Consider the following 18,219-nt stretch of genomic DNA (forward strand, 5'->3'; position numbering starts at 1 on the left):
CGACAGCAAACGGCAGTAAGCGGCGTATAGTTTCGGGCACGTTTAATTAAATAAAATTCACAATTCTAAAACTTTAATTAAGGTTAGAAGATGCCCTAGCCACTAACTAGCAATGCCGCATTGACAAACGTCCATACAAACGAAAGATAGCGGTGAAAAAGTACTGCAACTCATTGAAAGTTTTTCTGATCTTCCTCTGTCTATAATTTGTAATAAGCTCTTATAAAATGATTACATTCATTATAACTAATGTGTTCGACTACGCGGCGTTAATAAAAATGAGTGAGAGACTAAACTAAGGCTCACGCGTCAGTCGCATGTTGGTCATAATTTTTTGCTAAAAACGATTAATCATAAGCTTTGTATACTATCGCCATTCTATATAGGTACACTTGTTTAAAGACACTAGTTCGCAGATGTGTGGTTAGGGCTTCACTCTAATGTCCAATTGCAATTAAGGTGTATAGTAAGTGATATAGAGGTTATTACTCATTACAGTGCTAATGCTTAAAACGAAAGTGTAAGTGAAACGCAACGACAACCCGTTACACCCACTGACGAAAAAGAATAAATATAGAGGATTGATATGCAGGCTATGAGTACGCTCAATTTGAGTCAGGGAAGTGTTGAGCAAAAACGTGAGGAAATAAAAGCGTATTTTACGGATTCGTTTGATACCTATGAAAGCCTATTTACTTGCCTAGCAAGCGATGAAGCCTATTTTCAGCGTGCTGAAAAGCTTCGCCATCCACTCATCTTTTATTTTGGCCATACCGCTACTTTTTTTATCAATAAGCTTATTTTGGCTAAAACCATTTCTGAGCGCATCAACCCAAGATTCGAGTCTCTATTTGCTATTGGTGTAGACGAAATGAGTTGGGATGATCTTAACGACGAGAACTACGCATGGCCGTCTGTTGATGAGGTGCGTCAATATCGACGCCAAGTACGCGATCTCGTGTTATCGGTAATAGAAACCCTCGATTTTAGTATGCCTATCAATTGGGAAAGCCCAATGTGGCCGTTGGTAATGGGTATTGAACATGAACGCATTCATTTAGAAACATCCTCAGTACTTATCCGTCAACTGCCTATTAGCCAGGTTAAGACCGATAATGAAAATTGGCCTAGATGTAACGTTTTCTCTAGTGCTCCTATCAATACGTTAATCGATATGCCAAGTGGCGAGGTTATCTGCAACAAGCAGTGGAACGATGCCTTGTATGGATGGGATAACGAATATGGTCATCATCAAGCGAGCGTAGCCGAATTTAAAGCCAGTCAATTCGTTGTGAGTAATAGTGAGTTTTTAGCGTTTGTAGAAGCAGGCGGATATGAGAACTCAGATTACTGGGAAGAAGAAGGTAATAAGTGGCGCGAATACACAAAAGCAGCGCATCCGACTTTCTGGGTAAAGACTGACAACGGTTATTTGTACCGCAGTATGCTAGAAGCATTTCCGTTACCACTGAGCTGGCCTGTAGATGTGAATTACCACGAAGCCAAAGCCTTCTGTAATTATAAAAGTGAGCAATCCGGCACGTTAATTCGACTACCTACTGAAGATGAGTGGCTACGTTTGCGAGAGTGTGCGGGCGTTACCGAAGATACCTATTCAGACGGTTATAACATTGCGCTGAACAAGTATGCGTCTAGTGAACCGGTTGATGTTAACCAAACCGGTGATTTTTACGATGTAGTGGGCAACGTATGGCAGTGGACAGAAACGCCAATTTACCCCTTTGATGGGTTTAAAGTGCACCCGTTGTACGATGATTTCACCACGCCTACCTTTGACAACAAGCATAACCTTATTAAAGGCGGAAGCTGGATATCTACGGGGAATGAGGCAATGGCACAAAGCCGTTATGCGTTTCGCCGTCACTTCTTTCAACACGCAGGCTTTCGCTATGTAGAAGCTGCGCTACCCATACAGGTAAATGATTTGGATTACGAAAGCGATACACAAGTATCACAATACAGCGAGTTTCATTACGGTGACACTTACTTCAACGTTGAAAACTTCGCTAAAGCGAGTGCACATTTTTGTTTAAGCCACATGCCTGAAAATAAAGGCGGCAAGGCGCTAGACTTAGGGTGCGCAGTAGGGCGCTCGTCGTTTGAATTGGCTACCTATTTTGATCATGTTGATGGTATCGATTTTTCTGCACGGTTTATTAAAACCGCTGTTGCTATGCAAGAACGAGGTGAAATTCGCTATAACCTTATTGAAGAGGGCGAACTAACGTCATTTAAAGCCAGAAAGTTAAGCAACATGGGCTTAGCGGAATATGCCGATAAAGTCCATTTTGCTCAAGGTGACGCGTGTAATTTGAAGCCGCAATTTACAGGCTACGACTTAATTTTTATGGGTAATTTGCTTGATAGAGTGTACAGCCCTAAGAAAGTACTGACCGACGTTACAGCAAGGCTTAATGCTGGCGGCATACTGGTAATAGCCTCACCCTTTACGTGGTTGGAAGAATACACAGAACGTAGCGAATGGTTAGGCGGTTATAAAGACGAGAACGGTGAAACGTTGACGTCGACAGAAGCGCTGGAAGCCACGCTTAAAGAGAGTTTTGAGCGAGTAGGGGCGCCAACTGAAATTCCTTTCGTTATTCGTGAAACAAAGCGTAAATATCAGCATACACTGTCTGAATTTAACGTGTTTAAAAAGCGATAGTATTGTGTATAGAGCGTTTAAGCGTTGTGTTCTTTGCCAAGAAGGTCATGAATGAAAGCGGCTAATCCTAGTGCTAAAGCGGCTAAGCCTCGCGCTAAAGCCTCTAGGCAAGGCGATACAAGCGCTCTAGCAGACGCTGATCAACTAGCGGACAGCAGCGTAAATATAAACGCAGCGTTGAGACAACAGGTTGCCGATATCGACAACCTGTTTTCTGCGCAATTTAGTCAATTCTCATCGCTGTGGCATACACCTTTGGGTTGCGGTGATATTAAGGTCAATACTAATACTATTACTGTTGTTAATGATAGCGATGGCGATGGCGAAACTAACGCAAGAAGCCGCTTAAAGTTTTCATCGCTTTCTACTCGGTTCCCGCATGCACCAGAACACGCAGTAAGTATGTGGATAGCCGACATGGACACGGCGCCATCTAAGCACATTGCCCATGCTATATCTGCATTTGTCTCTTCGCATTATGGGTATCAGTCAGGTGATATTGGTGATGTTGTGGCAGGCCGTTACGCTAAACAAGGTGCAGTCATTGCCGCTAACTCGGTAGTGAGTACGGCAAGTGTTATGGCTGCAGTAGATACTGCGTTGAAGGTGTGTACCACCAAAGGTGATAAAGTCATGGTGCTTTCACCTACCTATGGCCCCCTTCGAGAAAGAATTGCAGCGCAGGGTTTAAACCTCGTTGATGTGAGTATCGACGAGATTAGTTTTAAAGAAACCGGTATAGAGATAAATATAACCGCGTTGTTAGATGCAGATTGTACTGCCTTTGTGCTTTGCCACCCGAATAACCCCACAGGCACAGTGCTAAGCGAAACACACCAACATGATATTGCCCGCTTTTGCAAAACTCACAATATCACCCTAATTCTTGATGAAGTGCACAGTGAATTTGGTTTTATTGATGCCGATGCCACTGTTGATGCTTCGAGCAACACCAAAACTAACACCAAGCATAATGCGCATTATCCCAATAAAGTATGCACCAATGAAACGTGTGCCATAAAACCTTTCGCGATAGATGTCCCATTTGTGCAAGACTCGATTATTCGAATAAACAGTGCCGGTAAGGCATTTAATTTATCGGCTATACCCGCTGCGTCGTATGCCATTATCGCGAATGATGCTTTACGGGCTAAATTTGCGAAGGAAATAGACAGTTGTCATCTTGAGGCGTCACCCGTAGCAAAAGTTGCGCTGATTGCGGCATACGAACAAGCAGATGATTGGTTAGCGTTAGTGCTAAAGGCCATTGCGTTCAATAGGCAATACACAAAAGCGCTTATGAACGTACTGAGCCCAACAACCCCATTTACGTTGGGCGAAGCCGGTTATTTTTTATGGTTGAATTTGAATCAAAACTTTCCACAAAACACGTTCGTTGAAGTCTGTAAGCGAGGGGTTATTGGTGTGGATGGCGCGAGCTTTAATGCCGCAGGTTATTTGCGCCTTAATTTGGCTTGTCATCCAACTGCGATAAAAACCGCGTTACTAAGATTATTCTCCGATTAAGTTATCGCCTTTTGTTATTCTAGCCTTAGCGTTTTTCTAGCCCTATCGTAGCCTTAGCCTTAAAACACATTACCGCCAGCGTAAACTCATATCTAATTTATTCATTCTCAAAAAGCGAATGAACGGTGCTAATTTACCTAATTTTATCCCGCTGCTTAGTAACTACAATAGGGTGTATTGAAAATTAATTATCGTAAACAGGCGCATTGATGGTTCTTAAAAAGCGCCTCGATGAAAGGATATAATTATGCAATACATACGAAAAGGTAGCGAACGAGGCAACGTAAACCTTGGTTGGCTTAACAGCAAACATAGCTTTTCATTTGGTCAGTATTACGACGCCAATCATATGGGGTTTTCTGTACTTAGGGTATTGAACGACGACATCGTACAGGCGGGTAGAGGGTTTGAAACCCATGGACACCGAGACATGGAAATCATTTCTTTTGTGGTAAGCGGTGCGTTAAAACACAAAGACAGCACAGGGAATGATTACCTTATACCTGCTGGTGATATTCAAGTAATGAGTGCAGGAAAGGGCATTCGGCATTCTGAAATGAATGCATCTGATTTTGAGGAAGTTAATTTTATTCAAATTTGGATTGAGCCTAACGTAACGGGTGTTCAGCCTGCCTATTTACAAAAGTCGGTTGGTAATAAAAACGGGTTAGCGCTGCTTGTTAGTGAGTCGGGGCAAGACGGCTCATTAAAAATTAATCAGAATGCGCGTATTAGCAAACTGGCCCTTAGCCGAGGGGACAGTTTCGACTTAGCCGTTGAATCTTCACCAACCTTGGGGGCTGGCTATTTGCACATTGTAAAAGGCGAATTAACGGTTAACGATGTTAAGTCAGACAAGATGAATACCTTAACGCAAGGCGATGCAATTGGGTTAGGCGCGGGGCAACAGATAGTGGTTTTAGCTAATGATGATGTGCTTGCACTGTGGTTTGATTTACCTGCTATTCGTTAATAAGTTGGGGCAGTACCTTTATTAACCAAATTAGCCTGTTAACGATTGTTTTTACACATTTCCTTACTACAAATTGGCACTGAAAAGTTTACCTAGTCGGTAGTCGTGGTATGATACGAACACATGATTGGTAAGTAACTGGTGGAATCCACCTCGGTTACGGATCTTTTTTGTTTGAAAGCAAACCGTAGTCAGTGAGATACATGTGATAAAAATAATCCTAGCAGATGACCATGATTTGGTCAGAAGAGGGATCCGCCGAATTCTGGAAGATGTCGTAGATTTTTCAATCATAGCTGAAGCTAAAAACGGCGAAGATGCCGTACAGCTATGTCGAAAAAACGCTCCAGATGTGGTGCTCATGGACGTAAATATGCCCGGTATTGGCGGGCTAGAAGCAACCAAACGCATTGTGCGGATGTCAGAGAACACCCGCGTAATTTGTTTGTCTATGCATAAAGAAAGCCCCATACCTATGCAGGTAATGAATGCTGGCGCGTTCGGCTTCTTAACGAAAGATGCCGAACCTGAAGAAGTTATTCGAGCCATTCATAAAGTGGTTGCTGGGCAAAAGTATATCGACAGCGAAGTTGCGAACAGCATCGCCATCGATAAGCTTTCACCAAATTTAGACAATCCGTTTAATGATTTATCAGATAGAGAGTTAAGTATTGCGCTTCGCCTCACCAAGGGTAAGCGAGTACCTGATATTGCTACTGAACTAAGCATTAACGCAAAAACCGTCAATACATACCGTTACCGTATGTTTGAAAAGTTAGGCGTAACCACTGATGTGGAATTAACTCACTTAGCGCTTCGCCACAAACTCATCGATTCGAATTTGCTTTAGCCCAGTATGTCTGCATTTGATTCCGCAGCGTTTCTCAAAAATTTAACTTCTCAACCTGGCGTATACAGAATGTATAACGCCCAGGAAGAAGTCATCTATGTGGGTAAAGCAAAAAACCTTAAAAAGCGTGTTTCTAGCTATTTTCGAATGAATGTCGATAATGCAAAAACACGCTCATTGGTAATGCAAATTGCCAATATGGATGTCACCGTTGTAAATAGCGAAACAGAAGCATTTTTGCTAGAAAACAACTTCATTAAGAAGTATAAGCCACGTTATAACGTGGTCATGCGTGACGATAAATCCTACCCTTTTATATTCCTATCTGATCACCAGCATCCACGTTTATCGTTTCACCGTGGTCCGCAAAAGAAAAAGGGCGAATATTTTGGTCCTTATCCTAGTGCGGGTGCCGTTCGTGAAAGTCTGCGTTCTATGCAGCGTATTTTTCCAGTACGCCAATGTGAAGACAGTTACTATCGCGCTAGAAGTCGCCCTTGTTTGCAATATCAAATGCAACGATGCAGTGCACCTTGTGTTGAAGGTTACGTTAGTGACGAAGAGTATAACGAGCAGATAGACCTCGCTAGGCTATTCCTAAAAGGTAAAAACCAACAAGTCATTGGTACCTTGGTAGATAAAATGGAAAAGGCCAGCGAAGCACTAAACTTTGAAGCTGCCGCACGTTATCGCGATCAAATCAACACGCTTCGCAAAGTACAAGAGCGCCAATGGGTAGCGGGTACCCAAGATGAAATGGACGTATTTGGTTTTGCGGTGAAAGGCAATATGGCGTGTATTCAGGTGATGTTTATTCGTGACAGCCAACTTTTAGGCAGCAAAGCGTTTTTCCCAAAAGTGCCGAACACCGCCGATGAACAAGAAATATTCGAATCCTTCTTATTGCAGTTCTACTTAGCGGGCAACAAACTTATTCCTAAGCAAATGGTATTTGCCAGTGCGTTGTCTGATGAAGACGCAATTGCCGATTTACTTAGTAGTGAAGCCGGATACCGTGTAAATTTCTTTAAAGGTGCACGTGAAGAGAAACGCCGCTATTTAGAACTAGCACAAGCCAATGCTGAAACCGCACTAGAGGCCCAGTACGGCGAACAAAAGTCGGTATTTGCCCGATATCTCGATTTAGAAACGGCGCTTGAGTTAGATGCGCCATTACAGCGTATGGAATGTTTCGACATAAGTCACACCTCCGGCGAACAAACCGTGGCCTCTTGCGTGGTGTTTAATCGTGAAGGCCCACTTAAAAGCGATTACCGCCGCTATAATATTGAGGGCATTACGCCCGGTGATGATTACGCCGCTATGGCACAAGCCCTTAAGCGTCGCTATAAATCGGTTAAAGAAGTACAAAAGATCCCTGATTTACTGCTTATTGATGGCGGTAAAGGGCAGTTGTCGCAGGCTGAAACTTTCTTTCAAGATTGGCCGCATGATAAAAAGCCTATGTTATTAGGGGTGGCGAAAGGCACAACCCGTAAGCCGGGGTTAGAAACTATTATATTGGCCGATAGCCACGACACCGTGCCTATGGACAGCCACTCACCCGCATTGCATCTTATTCAGCATATAAGAGATGAATCTCACCGCTTTGCTATCACTGGGCACAGAAACCGCCGTCAAAAGGTGAAAACCACATCAAGTTTAGAAACCATACCTGGAGTAGGGGCTAAACGTCGCCAAACATTGTTGAAATACATGGGCGGGCTGCAAGGGCTTAAAAAAGCCAGTAAAGATGAAATTGCCAGCGTACCAGGTATTAGCAAAGAGTTAGCTGACACCATATACGATCATCTTCATCTTTAATCTCATCCAATACGCGCATTAATACGTAAATTGCGGTAATCTGTTAAAAATTGAAGGCTTAAAAAAAGCCGCGCTAAACCTGCCTATAATAGGCGAAAATTTTGAGATGTATTTATGTGGACGGTTCCAAATTTAATTACTCTATTCAGAGTAATCCTTATTCCTGTGTTTGTTGGTGTTTATTTTCTTGATTGGCGTTGGGCACACGAAGCTGGCGCAGTTATTTTCTGGCTTGCGGCGATTACCGATTGGTTCGATGGCTATTTAGCCCGAAAACTTGAACAATCTACGCCTTTTGGTGCTTTCCTCGATCCTGTTGCCGATAAGCTTATTGTGGGGGCTGCATTATTAATGATTACCCACAGTTACGGTAGTTTATTGATTACTATTCCAGCCATTGCACTATTAGTGCGAGAAATTTATGTTTCTGCGCTAAGAGAGTGGATGGGACAAAATGGTGTGAGGGAAGCGGTAAAAGTGTCATTTATTGGCAAAGCAAAAACGACTGCGCAAATGTTAGCCATTATTGGATTATTATCTGGCCTTGAATCGTTTATGGGCATTCCACTTTATTGGGTAACCCTAGGTCATATTCTACTTTATTTCGCTGCAGTGCTGTCAATTTGGTCAATGATTATTTACTCACGTGCTGCGTGGCCACACTTAAGTGCGGGTTTAAAAGATAAGATTTGATCGTCTATTGAACAATGTGAATAAAAATGTAGCAAACGATCACAAAAATGCATATTTCCTTGTTTTTCGTATTGACACTTTCAGCGTTACAGGTAGAATTCATCGCACATTTCGAGACGGCAACAACGAAACGAAATGTAAGACTTTAAATGCGGGAATAGCTCAGTTGGTAGAGCACGACCTTGCCAAGGTCGGGGTCGCGAGTTCGAATCTCGTTTCCCGCTCCAAAGTCTAGTATTACGGCGGAATGGCAGAATGGCTATGCAGCGGATTGCAAATCCGTGGATCTCGGTTCGACTCCGGGTTCCGCCTCCATAATGCTTTAATGCTACAACAGGTTTCTACGCCTGACACCCCAACCGAAAGGTTACCCCGATGCCCGGGTGGTGAAATTGGTAGACACAAGGGATTTAAAATCCCTCGTCAGTAATGACGTGCCGGTTCAAGTCCGGCCCCGGGCACCATTTCAAAGCCTTTAAATTCAATAGCTTACAGCTACTATAATTTTACTCATTTAACACAAATATACCAATTCCGAATATTTCCGAATATGACTTCCGAATATTATTGAAATTTAGGCATTAAAAAACCGCAATTAAGCGGCTTTTCAACTCTCCGGAAATACCGGATAGTTCTGAACTCAAAACCCAGGCTTCATTTCTTCAAGGTGACAGTAACCATCGTGAATATCTCCAACGTGCAATTCTCTGTATATTACATCTTCAGTGAAGCCATTCTTATTTAGCCATCCTATGAAACTCAGGCCTTCTTCTTTCCTTGTAAACATTTTGACGGTATGTTTCACAAATAATGAGTCCTCAACTTTTTCGCCATTATCTTGCGCCCATTCTTCAAAAATTGCTTCTGCATCGAAGTCCTTTAACGCTCTTACCAGTACATTTACACGGTAGTCCGAATAAATGCCAGATGATAAAGCTATCAATTCACCTTTTTTAAATTTCATATTTAGTTTTTTGTTATCAAGCTGATTCACTTCTTACTCTCCACTGTTGGTACCACTGCTACCTTCCTATCATACACACGAACCTGGCTTTCTGTCTTGTGGCCACTGGCCGCTTGCTTCTCGCCAACCGTACCTACAAAATCACTAATACCCTTTGCTTTTATGTCATGAAACGTAAAATCTAAAGGCAGCTGCGTTAGTTCGCGCGCCTTAATAATAGCTTTGCGCCAACGCTGGTCGAAACTTGGTACCGCAAATGGGTGGCCATTCTTTTGGTGCAAAACAAACATACTGAATACGTCTGGGTTTATTTCATTAGCAGTACTGATCGCCTTACGTAAACGTGGGCCCCATTCTTTGATTTGTTTTTTACCTGTTTTACCCTGCTGAATGAAGATACCTTCCTTTAGCAGCTGGCTTTGATGCAATTTAACTACGTCAGCTTTACGAGCCATGCACAAATAGCTAATTTCCATAGCGGCCTTAACGACTGGGCACGCATGCTGATAAACAGCATCATATTCGTAATCTTCAATGTATCTGTCACGCGCCGTTTCTTTAAATTGTTTAACGCCCTGGCATGGGTTGCGCTTCACTTTTCCACGCTCGTAAGCCCAGCGGAACACACGAGATAAAAATGCTTTATGCCGGTTGGCCTGCACTGGTGATTTTTGGCCTAATATATCCATGAACTTTCTAACATGAACAGGGTTTACTGCGTTCGGGTCCATCTTTCCAAATGCAGCTAATACTTTCTTACTGTACTTTTGATAGTCTTTTCTGGTGTGCTGTGAAAGATCTCTGAAATCTGCACTTTCAAAAAAGTTATCTACTAAATATTTCACCGTGTGTTTGTTGTTACTGATCGCCATGAACTTTTCGTAGGCAGACCATACGTCAGACTGCTTTGCATCTAAATCGCACAAACGAACTGCGCCGCCACCAACTGGCCTAAATTCAAATGCGCTTCTACCTCTGTAAACCCGCTGAGGCATCCATTGGTCTTCTACTTTACGTTTACGTGCCATGGCTATTTCATAAATCCTGCGTTAAATCCATCATCGTTAGCAGCATCACCCGCCGCTTTATCTCGGCCATTTAGCCAGTCGTCAGTTGTCCACACGTCACCTTTCGCGTTAACACGATAGGTGATGCCGTTCTCTTCAAACCAACGAATTTGCGACCCGCGCTTTTCGTAGCCGGTCATTGTTTTAATGTCTGAGCCGATAACTATTTGCATTACTTTGACCCTTCCAGAATCCAAGTCCTACCTTTAGCTTCGGTTCTTCTGGGTTGCGATGAGTAACACTCACGTAACTGTACGACAAAGGCTGCAGCGTTAGTCGCAAAATGAACTGGTGCCATAAGACCTGCTGAGTTACAAATGAGATCCATGTGCGCTAAATGTGATGAGCTGGCTAATGTTAAAAGCTTGCGAGAAACCTGCTTTTCACGCACATATAATTCAAGCGTTTCTTTGAGTGCTTCTCGCAATTGCTGTTCGTTCATGCATTCGATATCGTACATGTTAAGATTGCCCTAATAAAAACGTATCCTGAGTACTATTTTCAACACCCTTGTTGATATGAATTTTGTCGCTATCCTTCAGTCCTTCTCTCATGGCACGATCATCTGCAGATATTTTCGAACGTGACATATAAACTTTGTTGCTACCTTCGTACCAATCGGTTATGGCCTGAATTCTGTTATCAACGCAAATTAACCCATGACCTTTGACCTGACTTTGCGACGATTTAGAAGCTTCTAATAATCGAGAACCCAACCCTACGCAAAGCCCCGTCTTGTAGCTGTTCGCGTTGCTTTCAGTGTAACCGTCAGCCTTGAACTTAGCTTTAAGCTTGTCGATTTCTGTAAGCGCTATGTCAAAGGTGTATTCAGCAATATCAATATCAGCCTCAACGCCAATGAAAAGTAACTCTGCATGAAGTCCTCGAGCGCTAGCGAAAAGGCCATATACGCCAAATGCTTCACATATGAATTTATGTAGCAAGGTTTCACTCTTTTTGAAGACGCGCCTTCTATGGGCGATACTCTTTTTAACGAACTCAGGTTTTTCCAAGTCACCATTGCAAACATGGTACCTAGCCATAAGTGATAGAGCTTTCGACATGGCATTTTGGGCTTCATGCTCGTTACTGGTTGAGGTTGCGAGAGCAATTAGTTTTGAAATCTTGTCTTTAATTCTTTTTAAGTTCATTTTCAAACAACCTCATTTACTAATTCAAACATTTTAGCCTGGTGCGGTTCTAACGCTTCTGGCCTGTTAGTTACTTCGAACACTTCAATATTATCTTCGTGCGCGTGGCGGTTACAAAGCTCTGTGCAAAACACCAACTTTTCATGGCGCGTACATTGGCCAAATTGTGTTCTGGTTTTAGGGCGTCCAGTATATTGTTCAACATACGGGCAGTGCTTATCTTCTTTATAACCTTTCACATCAAAACTGTTGCAGCTGATGCATGCTTTTGGGAGTCTCATTTGCATCACTCATTCCCCTTACTAAGCTGCTCTTCTAATTCACCAACCTTGCTTTCAAGCGCTTCAATTCGTTTTGAATAGAGCTTTAGCGTTTCAGTTACGCAATTTGCTCTGTACTCTAAGGACTGTAATTTAACCTCTTCAGCTGATGGCAGCGTTCGCTTTGGGTATGTCGGTTTAGGTGAGCTACAAAAAAACCACATCACTCACCCCCTTTGGCTTGCTGTTTCATATCCCAATAAACAAAATCCATGAACGACTCAAACATATCGCCATATTCCAACCAGCGAGTTCCGCGCTCCTGCGCTTTGGTAAGCTTCCGAATTTTACCCATACCAAGATATTCAACCTTCCAAGTTGGGTGGCAGTTGGCTATTACTCCTGGCTTATCATGGTCAAAATTAACACCTATGTGGTGACCGCAATCTTTGGTGATAGTGCCTGGTTTACCGTCAACCAAAACCCTGCGCCCAAAACAGGCATTTACACCATAGTTGTTATTGACGTACTCAAAAGAATCTCTCACGAATCACCCCCTTTGCGTAGTTGTTCAACCCACATGCCTACAGCTTTCAAAATTGGCTGTATATTTTTATCATCAGCCCAACCCGCAAAACCAATAAAGCCATCACTATTGAATGAAACGCACTCGCGACGTTCCCATTGATTAGTTTTCATTTCTAAAAACTTAGTCACCTTGCGATTTTTCAAGCGCATACTTCCGTTGTAATTAGGTGCAGATTTAAAAGCTTTACGTAAGCAATTCATTAGTACTGAAATCTGATATTCAGAAACATTGAAAGGAGTGATTCCTTGTTCTGCGATCAGATTTCTAGCATGGTCTCTATCCGTTGGGATTATCACGACTCACCCCCTTTGCGTAGTTTCTCACAGGTCTTCTCTGATGACTTTTTTAACGCATTTAAAAGCGCACCTCTCATTTTATCGTTGTATTTTCGCCCCAGCAGAGGGGTTTCGTGTTTGTAATTAGCTTCAATAAATGAGTCGGTGAACACTTCAATTGCTTCAATCCAATGCTCTAGGGCGAATTTGCTTGAAAACTCAGGCTCATACATTACTGAATCATCTGCCGTGCGTGAAAGCCTAGCGAGGACTCTAGCCAGCTCATCTGGCTTATGATTCGCCAATGGGCCGTTTAATTCACGGTTTATAGCGTTTCTAAAATATGAAACATCAAGCCCATAGCGGTTTTTGCCGTTTTCTATTGGCAGTTGATTTTGCTTCAACTCCCTTTCACGCGCGCGTAGTTGCTCAACCTCTTTTTGGTACTTCCGTATCGTTTCGCGCTGTGCATCAATTCGTATTGATAACCCTTTATTTTCCTTCTCCAGCTCTTTCACCCGACTCATTGCCTGGTTATAAGCAACTAGAAGCGAACCGGATTCGTTGTCCAATTCCGCATTACGCTCGTGCAGCTGGGTAATTTCAGATTCAATCTCTGCCGCCTGATCGCCAGTTAAGGTAACGGGAATACCTAATTTGAATGTTGTTAAGTTCATCAGCTTTCATCCTTAGCCGTAAGTGACAACTCTAAGCCTACTGCATTAGCAAATGCTTGAAGGTTGTCGAACGATGGGCAGGTTTGGCCCCTTCGCCATTTATAAACAGAACGCTCTGAAAGCCCAGCGTCATGAATTGTGCTTATCGCTTTACGCGGTGGTATCGCTTTAAAAATTTCGTTAACCAATGCTTTTGAATCAGCCATAACTACAGCCCTAAGTCTGCAGGGGTAAGGCCAAGCTCACGACCCATTTCAATGGCTTCGATTCTGCGTCTAACGCGGTTAGTTTTTAGCGATTCTTGCTTGCTAGGCTTACGGGTTACTTCTTTACGCCCACGAAAACATGAGTCGTTACCTTGCTGAAAAATATCGTTGTGAGGTCTCATGCGGCAATATCCTTATCATTTGCTTCTGCTTCTAACTGCTTCGCTTTCACCAGCTGCGTAGCGAACGCATCAAATTCAACATGCTCTGCTGGGGTTAAGCCCAACACATCTTCAAACCTAACTTCGTGAAGCACTTTTATTAGCGCGTTCACGCCGTTACTGTTTACTTGCATTAAATGTTTCATGCATATTCCTATCTGATTATTCATCTAAGTAATCATGTAAGCCCTTCTGTCTAGCTAGGCGCTCGAAGCGTTTAAGGGCTTGTTTTTCTATCTCTTCAATTCGGTACTTGCTACAACCGCAAACCTCGGCCAAATCACCACGTGTTACGGTCATACCTGGCTCAATCAATACACTAAGTACCGCCAAGCCAAGGTCAATTTCACAGCTAGAAGGGGTACCCATTTACGCATTAGCAGCAAGCGCTGCAGCTTTCGATTGCAGGCTGTAGTAGCAATCTAAGAAAAGCGCTTTTGCGCCGCCTGGCGGTAGTGGGTGAATGGTAAAGGTGTCTGGCGTGAAGCTTTTAAGGTGCGTCCAGTGCTGATCGTGCGGCATCATTAGGTCGCGTACCTCAGTAGCTAAAATAGTAAGGTCGGCGTCTTTTACACATGCATGCACAGGCCACGAAAGCCCAACACTTTTGAATAACTGCTGTTCAACGGTATTAAGAATGCTTTGATAAACGGGGAGCAACTGCTTAAGAGGCGATACCACATCACCACAATAGGCTTCTGCAGCATCATGAAGTAACGCGGCCAAGGCGTGTTCTTCTGGCACGATAGAACTCACAAGTACGCTATGTTGTGCAACTGAATAGAACTCACGCGTATGGCCATTAAAGCGACATATATTTGAAAGCGCGTGGGCGATATCTTCAATATCAAACTGCATTTCACTTATATTCGCGTAATCAAACACTTTACCGCTTCGCAATTGAACCGATGGCGCCATGGTAGCGTTCGGTAGGCGAACCACATTTGATGAAGTATTAACGGGTAGGGGAAGCGCGACGTTAAACTCTCTAAGCACCTCGCGCATCTTGGTAATAGTTTCTTGCACTTTCTCAAGAAGGTAGTGATCACCTGGCCATGAGTTCGCGCTGCTTAAATAGCAATGATTTAGGCCATCCTTCCAAATGTCGACTACGAAATAGCCTTTGTCTAACTTAATTTGATGCTGGACGTTAAAACGCGCATCTTTACTTAGCGCGTCGATTAACAAGGTTAGTTCATCTTTCCCAGCTGCAAGCGCTGACTCTATAATTGTTTGGTTTTGCATTGTCGTTTTCCTTATCTATTTAATTTATCTTGATTTTTTATACAGCCGTTTATATATTCGAATGCTGGTTGTTTTTTTAGCCAGACACCCCCGCATGGAAATGGAATATAAAAGGTAAGAATATTGCCTTTACTTACCAAAAAGATAATACTAATATTAGTTAAAAGGTAAGATTAAGCAATACCAAAACGGTAAGAAAATAACTGGTAAGACCAGTGTAGCGGGCAAGGTGATTAGGTAAAAACGGAATAGCGGTAAGATTTCTGATAATATTTAACTGTACAAATGTACAACAATTAAATTTATTGGAATCTATTATGAAGAAAACACTTAAGTACTCATTTTTAACATCAGTTCTTTTATTCGCTTGTTACGCCCCCTTTTCTGCCAACGCTACCGACACCGATATTAAATTAATCGGCTGCTCAATTTTGCCCATCGCTTGCTCATCAACATTAGGTGCTGGAGGTAGTGGGCATGGTGGAGCAACGACACAAGGAGCCGGGGGTACCGGCCATGGAGGAAAACCTGATGCTACTGGATTTACATACAATAAAGCGGAGTTCAAAAGACACCTTTAAGGTGAACGTATGAGCTTAATATCTACCGCTTTTGAGTGGGCTATCGATCAATGGGCGGTGACTCTCACCGCTCTTGTGTTCATATATAACTGGGTATTTAAACCGGAGAATAAGCAACTGCTTGCCTGTTCTTTAACAGTCACGCTGATGTATGCGTTAGGTCACTTTTTACTTGCTTGGATAAACGAAATCCCCCTCCCAGAACAAGTTACCTTTAGGTATTCGTCTCGACTTCTTTTATATGCACTTGCCGTAGGCTTTTTGGCTGCGTGTGTTTATAAGATTGGGCCTAATACAACCACTAATATCACGTTCGCTTCGTTCATTGTCGCGATGGTCCTGCAGCTGCTGCTGCATATTGATAGAAACGTATTAGCACTTAATGCTATTAGTGAATATATAGCGACTGGCGTTGTTACAACGAATTTAGAGGTGGAAACTGGTTATTGGGCTTTATGGGATTGGTACACAGGCATACTGAATGCCAGCGCTGCGGTTCTAATTATTTATCTTACGATAGGCGAGGAGTTGAAGGAGTATTTATGTTCACGTTTTTCTTAATGGTTATATTTTTTGCGGCTATCATTTTAATATTTAAAGTGACATTTTCTAAACCAAATGAAATAGAGCGCCAAAAAAAGATGGCGCTCAGCATAGCTACAATTAGGTATTTAAAAAGGTGTGCCGAAGAATGCACAGATGGCCTAGCGGTGCTGGACTACACCAAGAGAAGGGATGAAGCCATTGATGATCTATTAAATTATTTAGAGAAACATAAGATAAGTGACTGTGACCAGGTGAAAGAGGCCGACATTATAAAGCTTGATGATTATCGCCCACGCCAGTCCGCGTAGCGTCTTTATCTGATATTAAAGACTTATACTCAGTAACGATTAAGCTGGTAACAGCCTCAGAATCTATAGATTTTTTTGGCTCATAAATCCCAGCAGCAATTAGTTGATTGATGACGTTTTTTACTGCTAAAGAAAGTAAACCCTCGTCATTCAATTGACCGATTGAGTCATCTTTCGAAACCTGCAACTTATCCATCCAACCAATAGGTTTGCTAAATGCTGACTCCAATTTTCTAGCAAATTTATCCCCCATTTTTTTACCGCTATTACCATTTTTTATTTGGCTAATATAGTTCGGATCAGTGTAAACAGCATCGGCTAGCGCTTTAATTGAGCCAACTGCCGCGATTAAATATTCAAGGTTTAACCGACGAACCTCTTTCACATCCATTATAAATTCCAGCTTTCTGCTCATGACGTTTCCATAGAACCATATCTTACCTATTTGGTAAATTAGCTTGACGGTAAGATTTGTCAAGACTAGAATCTTACTTAAACGGTAAGGTAAAGGTTTATTTATGACTCTCAAAGAATGGTTTAAGAAACACAAGTCGTTAGAAAAGCGCATGGAATTAGCCAGGGCCGCTAACAGCACCGTGGGATATCTGAACCAACTAGCTTATACATCCAAAAAAGCTAGCGTTTCGATGTGCGCGGGTCTCTATAGCGCTTCTGCTGAGATAACACCTGAAGATGTGATCTTCCCTGAAGATGAAAGGCCGGATATTGCAGAAGTGTTTAGCACTAAACAGATGCATGAGAGTGCAGCATGATTCCGTTCCTCATGGATAACTACCTTTTCACTTGCATCATCTTCGAAGCGTTCATGTTCACGTACCTCTACGTATATCGCCGTTATGAACACAATTACTTCGACGTACAAATTCTGGGGCTGATTGGCTCGTTGGTGTGGCCACTAACGTCAGTCATCTTAGCTCTATGCTTAATTTTTGTGATGGCCGTCATTGTCATGTGGCTAATGCTAAAAGCGATTACCGCAATTTTAGACAAGGTGCTTAGGCGCCCAAAACACACACGAACCGACAACAGAACTTGGTAAAGGGGAATTCATGAGCGCATTAAAACAAAATCACACCATTCTAATCGATGGTATTGAAGTCAGTCTTTCTTTTGATATTTCAAAAGAAGCTTATGAACATCACCTTCAAGACTTAGAGCCTTGCGATAGAGATTCACAAGCGCTCGATCTTGCGAGTTCATTAGGGGGCCTAGCTGTAAGCCAGCTTCATGAAGTAGCTTCAAAGCTTGCTCTAAGTTTTTCTGTTCAGGCATGTAAGTTCCTTGAGTTAGGTGAGGCTCATACCGCTTTAGTGAATGAAGCCGAGCCATCAGGCGAAGTTTGGCAAGTAAACATTGGAAAAGAGAAAGCTATGCTAACGAGGCTAGAAAACGGTAAGGCGGTGGAAAGCTATCGACCAACCGATAAGGCATCAGCATTAAAAGGCATAGACTCAATTCTCCAAGGTCTTAAGCCTAAGCCAACCGAAGTCCTGTAGCAGCTCGGTTGTTTTTATCCGATTTACAGCTTAGCAGTCTTTGGAATTTTTTTAACAGG

Annotated in this window: 27 protein-coding genes and 3 tRNA genes; 15 read left to right on the top strand and 15 right to left on the bottom strand. The window is 42.7% G+C overall.

The window, feature by feature from the left end; genetic code table 11:
• Positions 1–586 precede the first annotated feature (586 nt).
• The 9 genes from ovoA to ALT761_RS09565 all read left to right on the top strand — a co-directional run bounded on the left by ovoA (position 587) and on the right by ALT761_RS09565 (position 9,017).
• Entirely contained in the window at positions 587–2,686 is a 2,100-nt protein-coding gene (gene ovoA, locus ALT761_RS09525) for a 5-histidylcysteine sulfoxide synthase (RefSeq protein ID WP_129738272.1), read from the top strand.
• Positions 2,687–2,737: 51 nt separating this feature from the next.
• A complete protein-coding gene (locus ALT761_RS09530) occupies positions 2,738–4,213 on the top strand; it encodes an aminotransferase class I/II-fold pyridoxal phosphate-dependent enzyme (protein ID WP_129738274.1) in 1,476 nt (491 codons plus the stop codon).
• A 247-nt stretch (positions 4,214–4,460) separates the two neighbouring features.
• Complete coding sequence (locus tag ALT761_RS09535) at positions 4,461–5,186, top strand: pirin family protein (RefSeq protein WP_129738276.1); 726 nt, start codon at positions 4,461–4,463, stop codon at positions 5,184–5,186.
• A 205-nt stretch (positions 5,187–5,391) separates the two neighbouring features.
• A complete protein-coding gene (gene uvrY / locus ALT761_RS09540; RefSeq protein ID WP_129738278.1) occupies positions 5,392–6,036 on the top strand; it encodes a UvrY/SirA/GacA family response regulator transcription factor in 645 nt (214 codons plus the stop codon).
• 6 nt (positions 6,037–6,042) lie between these two features.
• On the top strand, positions 6,043–7,860 hold the full coding sequence (gene uvrC, locus ALT761_RS09545; protein ID WP_129738280.1) for an excinuclease ABC subunit UvrC: 1,818 nt from the start codon (positions 6,043–6,045) through the stop codon (positions 7,858–7,860).
• A gap of 114 nt (positions 7,861–7,974) precedes the next feature.
• Positions 7,975–8,553, top strand: a complete 579-nt coding sequence (gene pgsA, locus ALT761_RS09550; RefSeq protein WP_129738282.1) for a CDP-diacylglycerol--glycerol-3-phosphate 3-phosphatidyltransferase — start codon at positions 7,975–7,977, stop codon at positions 8,551–8,553.
• Between the two features lie 151 nt (positions 8,554–8,704).
• Positions 8,705–8,780 (top strand) — tRNA-Gly (locus ALT761_RS09555).
• Between the two features lie 14 nt (positions 8,781–8,794).
• A tRNA-Cys gene (locus tag ALT761_RS09560) sits at positions 8,795–8,868 on the top strand.
• Positions 8,869–8,930: 62 nt separating this feature from the next.
• Positions 8,931–9,017 (top strand) — tRNA-Leu (locus ALT761_RS09565).
• Positions 9,018–9,193: 176 nt separating this feature from the next.
• On the opposite strand, the gene ALT761_RS09570 is transcribed toward ALT761_RS09565, so the two are convergent.
• The 14 genes from ALT761_RS09570 to ALT761_RS20725 form a co-directional block, all read right to left on the bottom strand.
• A complete protein-coding gene (locus tag ALT761_RS09570) occupies positions 9,194–9,547 on the bottom strand; it encodes a hypothetical protein (RefSeq protein WP_129738284.1) in 354 nt (117 codons plus the stop codon).
• Positions 9,544–10,545, bottom strand: coding sequence for a phage integrase central domain-containing protein (locus tag ALT761_RS09575; RefSeq protein ID WP_129738286.1), 1,002 nt, complete (start codon positions 10,543–10,545; stop codon positions 9,544–9,546). Before ALT761_RS09575 ends, ALT761_RS09570 begins: the two co-directional genes overlap by 4 nt.
• A 2-nt stretch (positions 10,546–10,547) precedes the next feature.
• Positions 10,548–10,757 (bottom strand): DUF4224 domain-containing protein, encoded by a 210-nt coding sequence (locus ALT761_RS09580; RefSeq protein ID WP_129738288.1) that lies wholly within the window; start codon positions 10,755–10,757, stop codon positions 10,548–10,550.
• Complete coding sequence (locus ALT761_RS09585; protein WP_129738290.1) at positions 10,757–11,044, bottom strand: hypothetical protein; 288 nt, start codon at positions 11,042–11,044, stop codon at positions 10,757–10,759. The genes ALT761_RS09580 and ALT761_RS09585 overlap by 1 nt, the downstream gene beginning before the upstream one ends.
• Position 11,045: 1 nt before the next feature.
• Positions 11,046–11,735: a DUF2786 domain-containing protein gene (locus ALT761_RS09590; RefSeq protein WP_129738292.1), complete on the bottom strand. Its 690-nt coding sequence runs from the start codon at positions 11,733–11,735 to the stop codon at positions 11,046–11,048.
• A 2-nt stretch (positions 11,736–11,737) separates the two neighbouring features.
• Complete coding sequence (locus tag ALT761_RS09595) at positions 11,738–12,022, bottom strand: hypothetical protein (RefSeq protein WP_129738294.1); 285 nt, start codon at positions 12,020–12,022, stop codon at positions 11,738–11,740.
• A gap of 196 nt (positions 12,023–12,218) precedes the next feature.
• Positions 12,219–12,542, bottom strand: a complete 324-nt coding sequence (locus ALT761_RS09600; protein ID WP_129738296.1) for a hypothetical protein — start codon at positions 12,540–12,542, stop codon at positions 12,219–12,221.
• A complete protein-coding gene (locus ALT761_RS09605; protein WP_129738298.1) occupies positions 12,539–12,880 on the bottom strand; it encodes a hypothetical protein in 342 nt (113 codons plus the stop codon). Before ALT761_RS09605 ends, ALT761_RS09600 begins: the two co-directional genes overlap by 4 nt.
• A complete protein-coding gene (locus ALT761_RS09610; protein ID WP_129738300.1) occupies positions 12,877–13,536 on the bottom strand; it encodes a hypothetical protein in 660 nt (219 codons plus the stop codon). Before ALT761_RS09610 ends, ALT761_RS09605 begins: the two co-directional genes overlap by 4 nt.
• The gene (locus ALT761_RS09615) at positions 13,536–13,742 is read right to left on the bottom strand and encodes a helix-turn-helix domain-containing protein (RefSeq protein ID WP_129738302.1); all 207 of its coding nucleotides are present in this window, start codon (positions 13,740–13,742) and stop codon (positions 13,536–13,538) included. The genes ALT761_RS09610 and ALT761_RS09615 overlap by 1 nt, the downstream gene beginning before the upstream one ends.
• 2 nt (positions 13,743–13,744) lie before the next feature.
• Entirely contained in the window at positions 13,745–13,924 is a 180-nt protein-coding gene (locus ALT761_RS09620; RefSeq protein WP_129738304.1) for a hypothetical protein, read from the bottom strand.
• On the bottom strand, positions 13,921–14,109 hold the full coding sequence (locus ALT761_RS09625; protein ID WP_129738306.1) for a hypothetical protein: 189 nt from the start codon (positions 14,107–14,109) through the stop codon (positions 13,921–13,923). Before ALT761_RS09625 ends, ALT761_RS09620 begins: the two co-directional genes overlap by 4 nt.
• Before the next feature lie 16 nt (positions 14,110–14,125).
• A complete protein-coding gene (locus tag ALT761_RS09630; RefSeq protein WP_129738308.1) occupies positions 14,126–14,332 on the bottom strand; it encodes a hypothetical protein in 207 nt (68 codons plus the stop codon).
• Entirely contained in the window at positions 14,333–15,208 is an 876-nt protein-coding gene (locus tag ALT761_RS20725) for a hypothetical protein (RefSeq protein WP_197724993.1), read from the bottom strand.
• 317 nt (positions 15,209–15,525) lie between these two features.
• Here ALT761_RS20725 and ALT761_RS09640 point away from each other — a divergent pair, with 317 nt between their 5' ends.
• From ALT761_RS09640 to ALT761_RS09650, 3 genes are read left to right on the top strand one after another with little or no spacing between them, the layout of a single operon-like run.
• Positions 15,526–15,789 carry a hypothetical protein gene (locus tag ALT761_RS09640; protein ID WP_129738310.1) on the top strand — a complete coding sequence of 88 codons (264 nt, stop codon included), beginning with the start codon at positions 15,526–15,528 and terminating at the stop codon, positions 15,787–15,789.
• Positions 15,790–15,798: 9 nt separating this feature from the next.
• Entirely contained in the window at positions 15,799–16,350 is a 552-nt protein-coding gene (locus ALT761_RS09645) for a hypothetical protein (protein WP_129738312.1), read from the top strand.
• Positions 16,332–16,643, top strand: coding sequence for a hypothetical protein (locus tag ALT761_RS09650; RefSeq protein WP_129738314.1), 312 nt, complete (start codon positions 16,332–16,334; stop codon positions 16,641–16,643). Before ALT761_RS09645 ends, ALT761_RS09650 begins: the two co-directional genes overlap by 19 nt.
• On the opposite strand, the gene ALT761_RS09655 is transcribed toward ALT761_RS09650, so the two are convergent.
• Positions 16,603–17,058 carry a hypothetical protein gene (locus tag ALT761_RS09655; protein ID WP_129738316.1) on the bottom strand — a complete coding sequence of 152 codons (456 nt, stop codon included), beginning with the start codon at positions 17,056–17,058 and terminating at the stop codon, positions 16,603–16,605. The two genes, ALT761_RS09650 and ALT761_RS09655, sit on opposite strands and share 41 nt — an antisense overlap.
• 103 nt (positions 17,059–17,161) lie before the next feature.
• On the opposite strand from ALT761_RS09655, the gene ALT761_RS09660 reads away from it, so the two are divergent.
• Genes ALT761_RS09660 through ALT761_RS09670 form a run of 3 tightly spaced genes read left to right on the top strand, consistent with a single transcriptional unit; the run spans position 17,162 to position 18,160 of the window.
• The gene (locus ALT761_RS09660; RefSeq protein WP_129738318.1) at positions 17,162–17,416 is read left to right on the top strand and encodes a hypothetical protein; all 255 of its coding nucleotides are present in this window, start codon (positions 17,162–17,164) and stop codon (positions 17,414–17,416) included.
• Entirely contained in the window at positions 17,413–17,703 is a 291-nt protein-coding gene (locus ALT761_RS09665) for a hypothetical protein (RefSeq protein WP_129738320.1), read from the top strand. Before ALT761_RS09660 ends, ALT761_RS09665 begins: the two co-directional genes overlap by 4 nt.
• Positions 17,704–17,713: 10 nt before the next feature.
• On the top strand, positions 17,714–18,160 hold the full coding sequence (locus ALT761_RS09670; protein ID WP_129738322.1) for a hypothetical protein: 447 nt from the start codon (positions 17,714–17,716) through the stop codon (positions 18,158–18,160).
• Positions 18,161–18,219: the final 59 nt, after the last annotated feature.

This window comes from Alteromonas sp. 76-1, from assembly GCF_900654235.1.
GTDB classification, from domain to species: Bacteria; Pseudomonadota; Gammaproteobacteria; order Enterobacterales; family Alteromonadaceae; genus Alteromonas; species Alteromonas naphthalenivorans.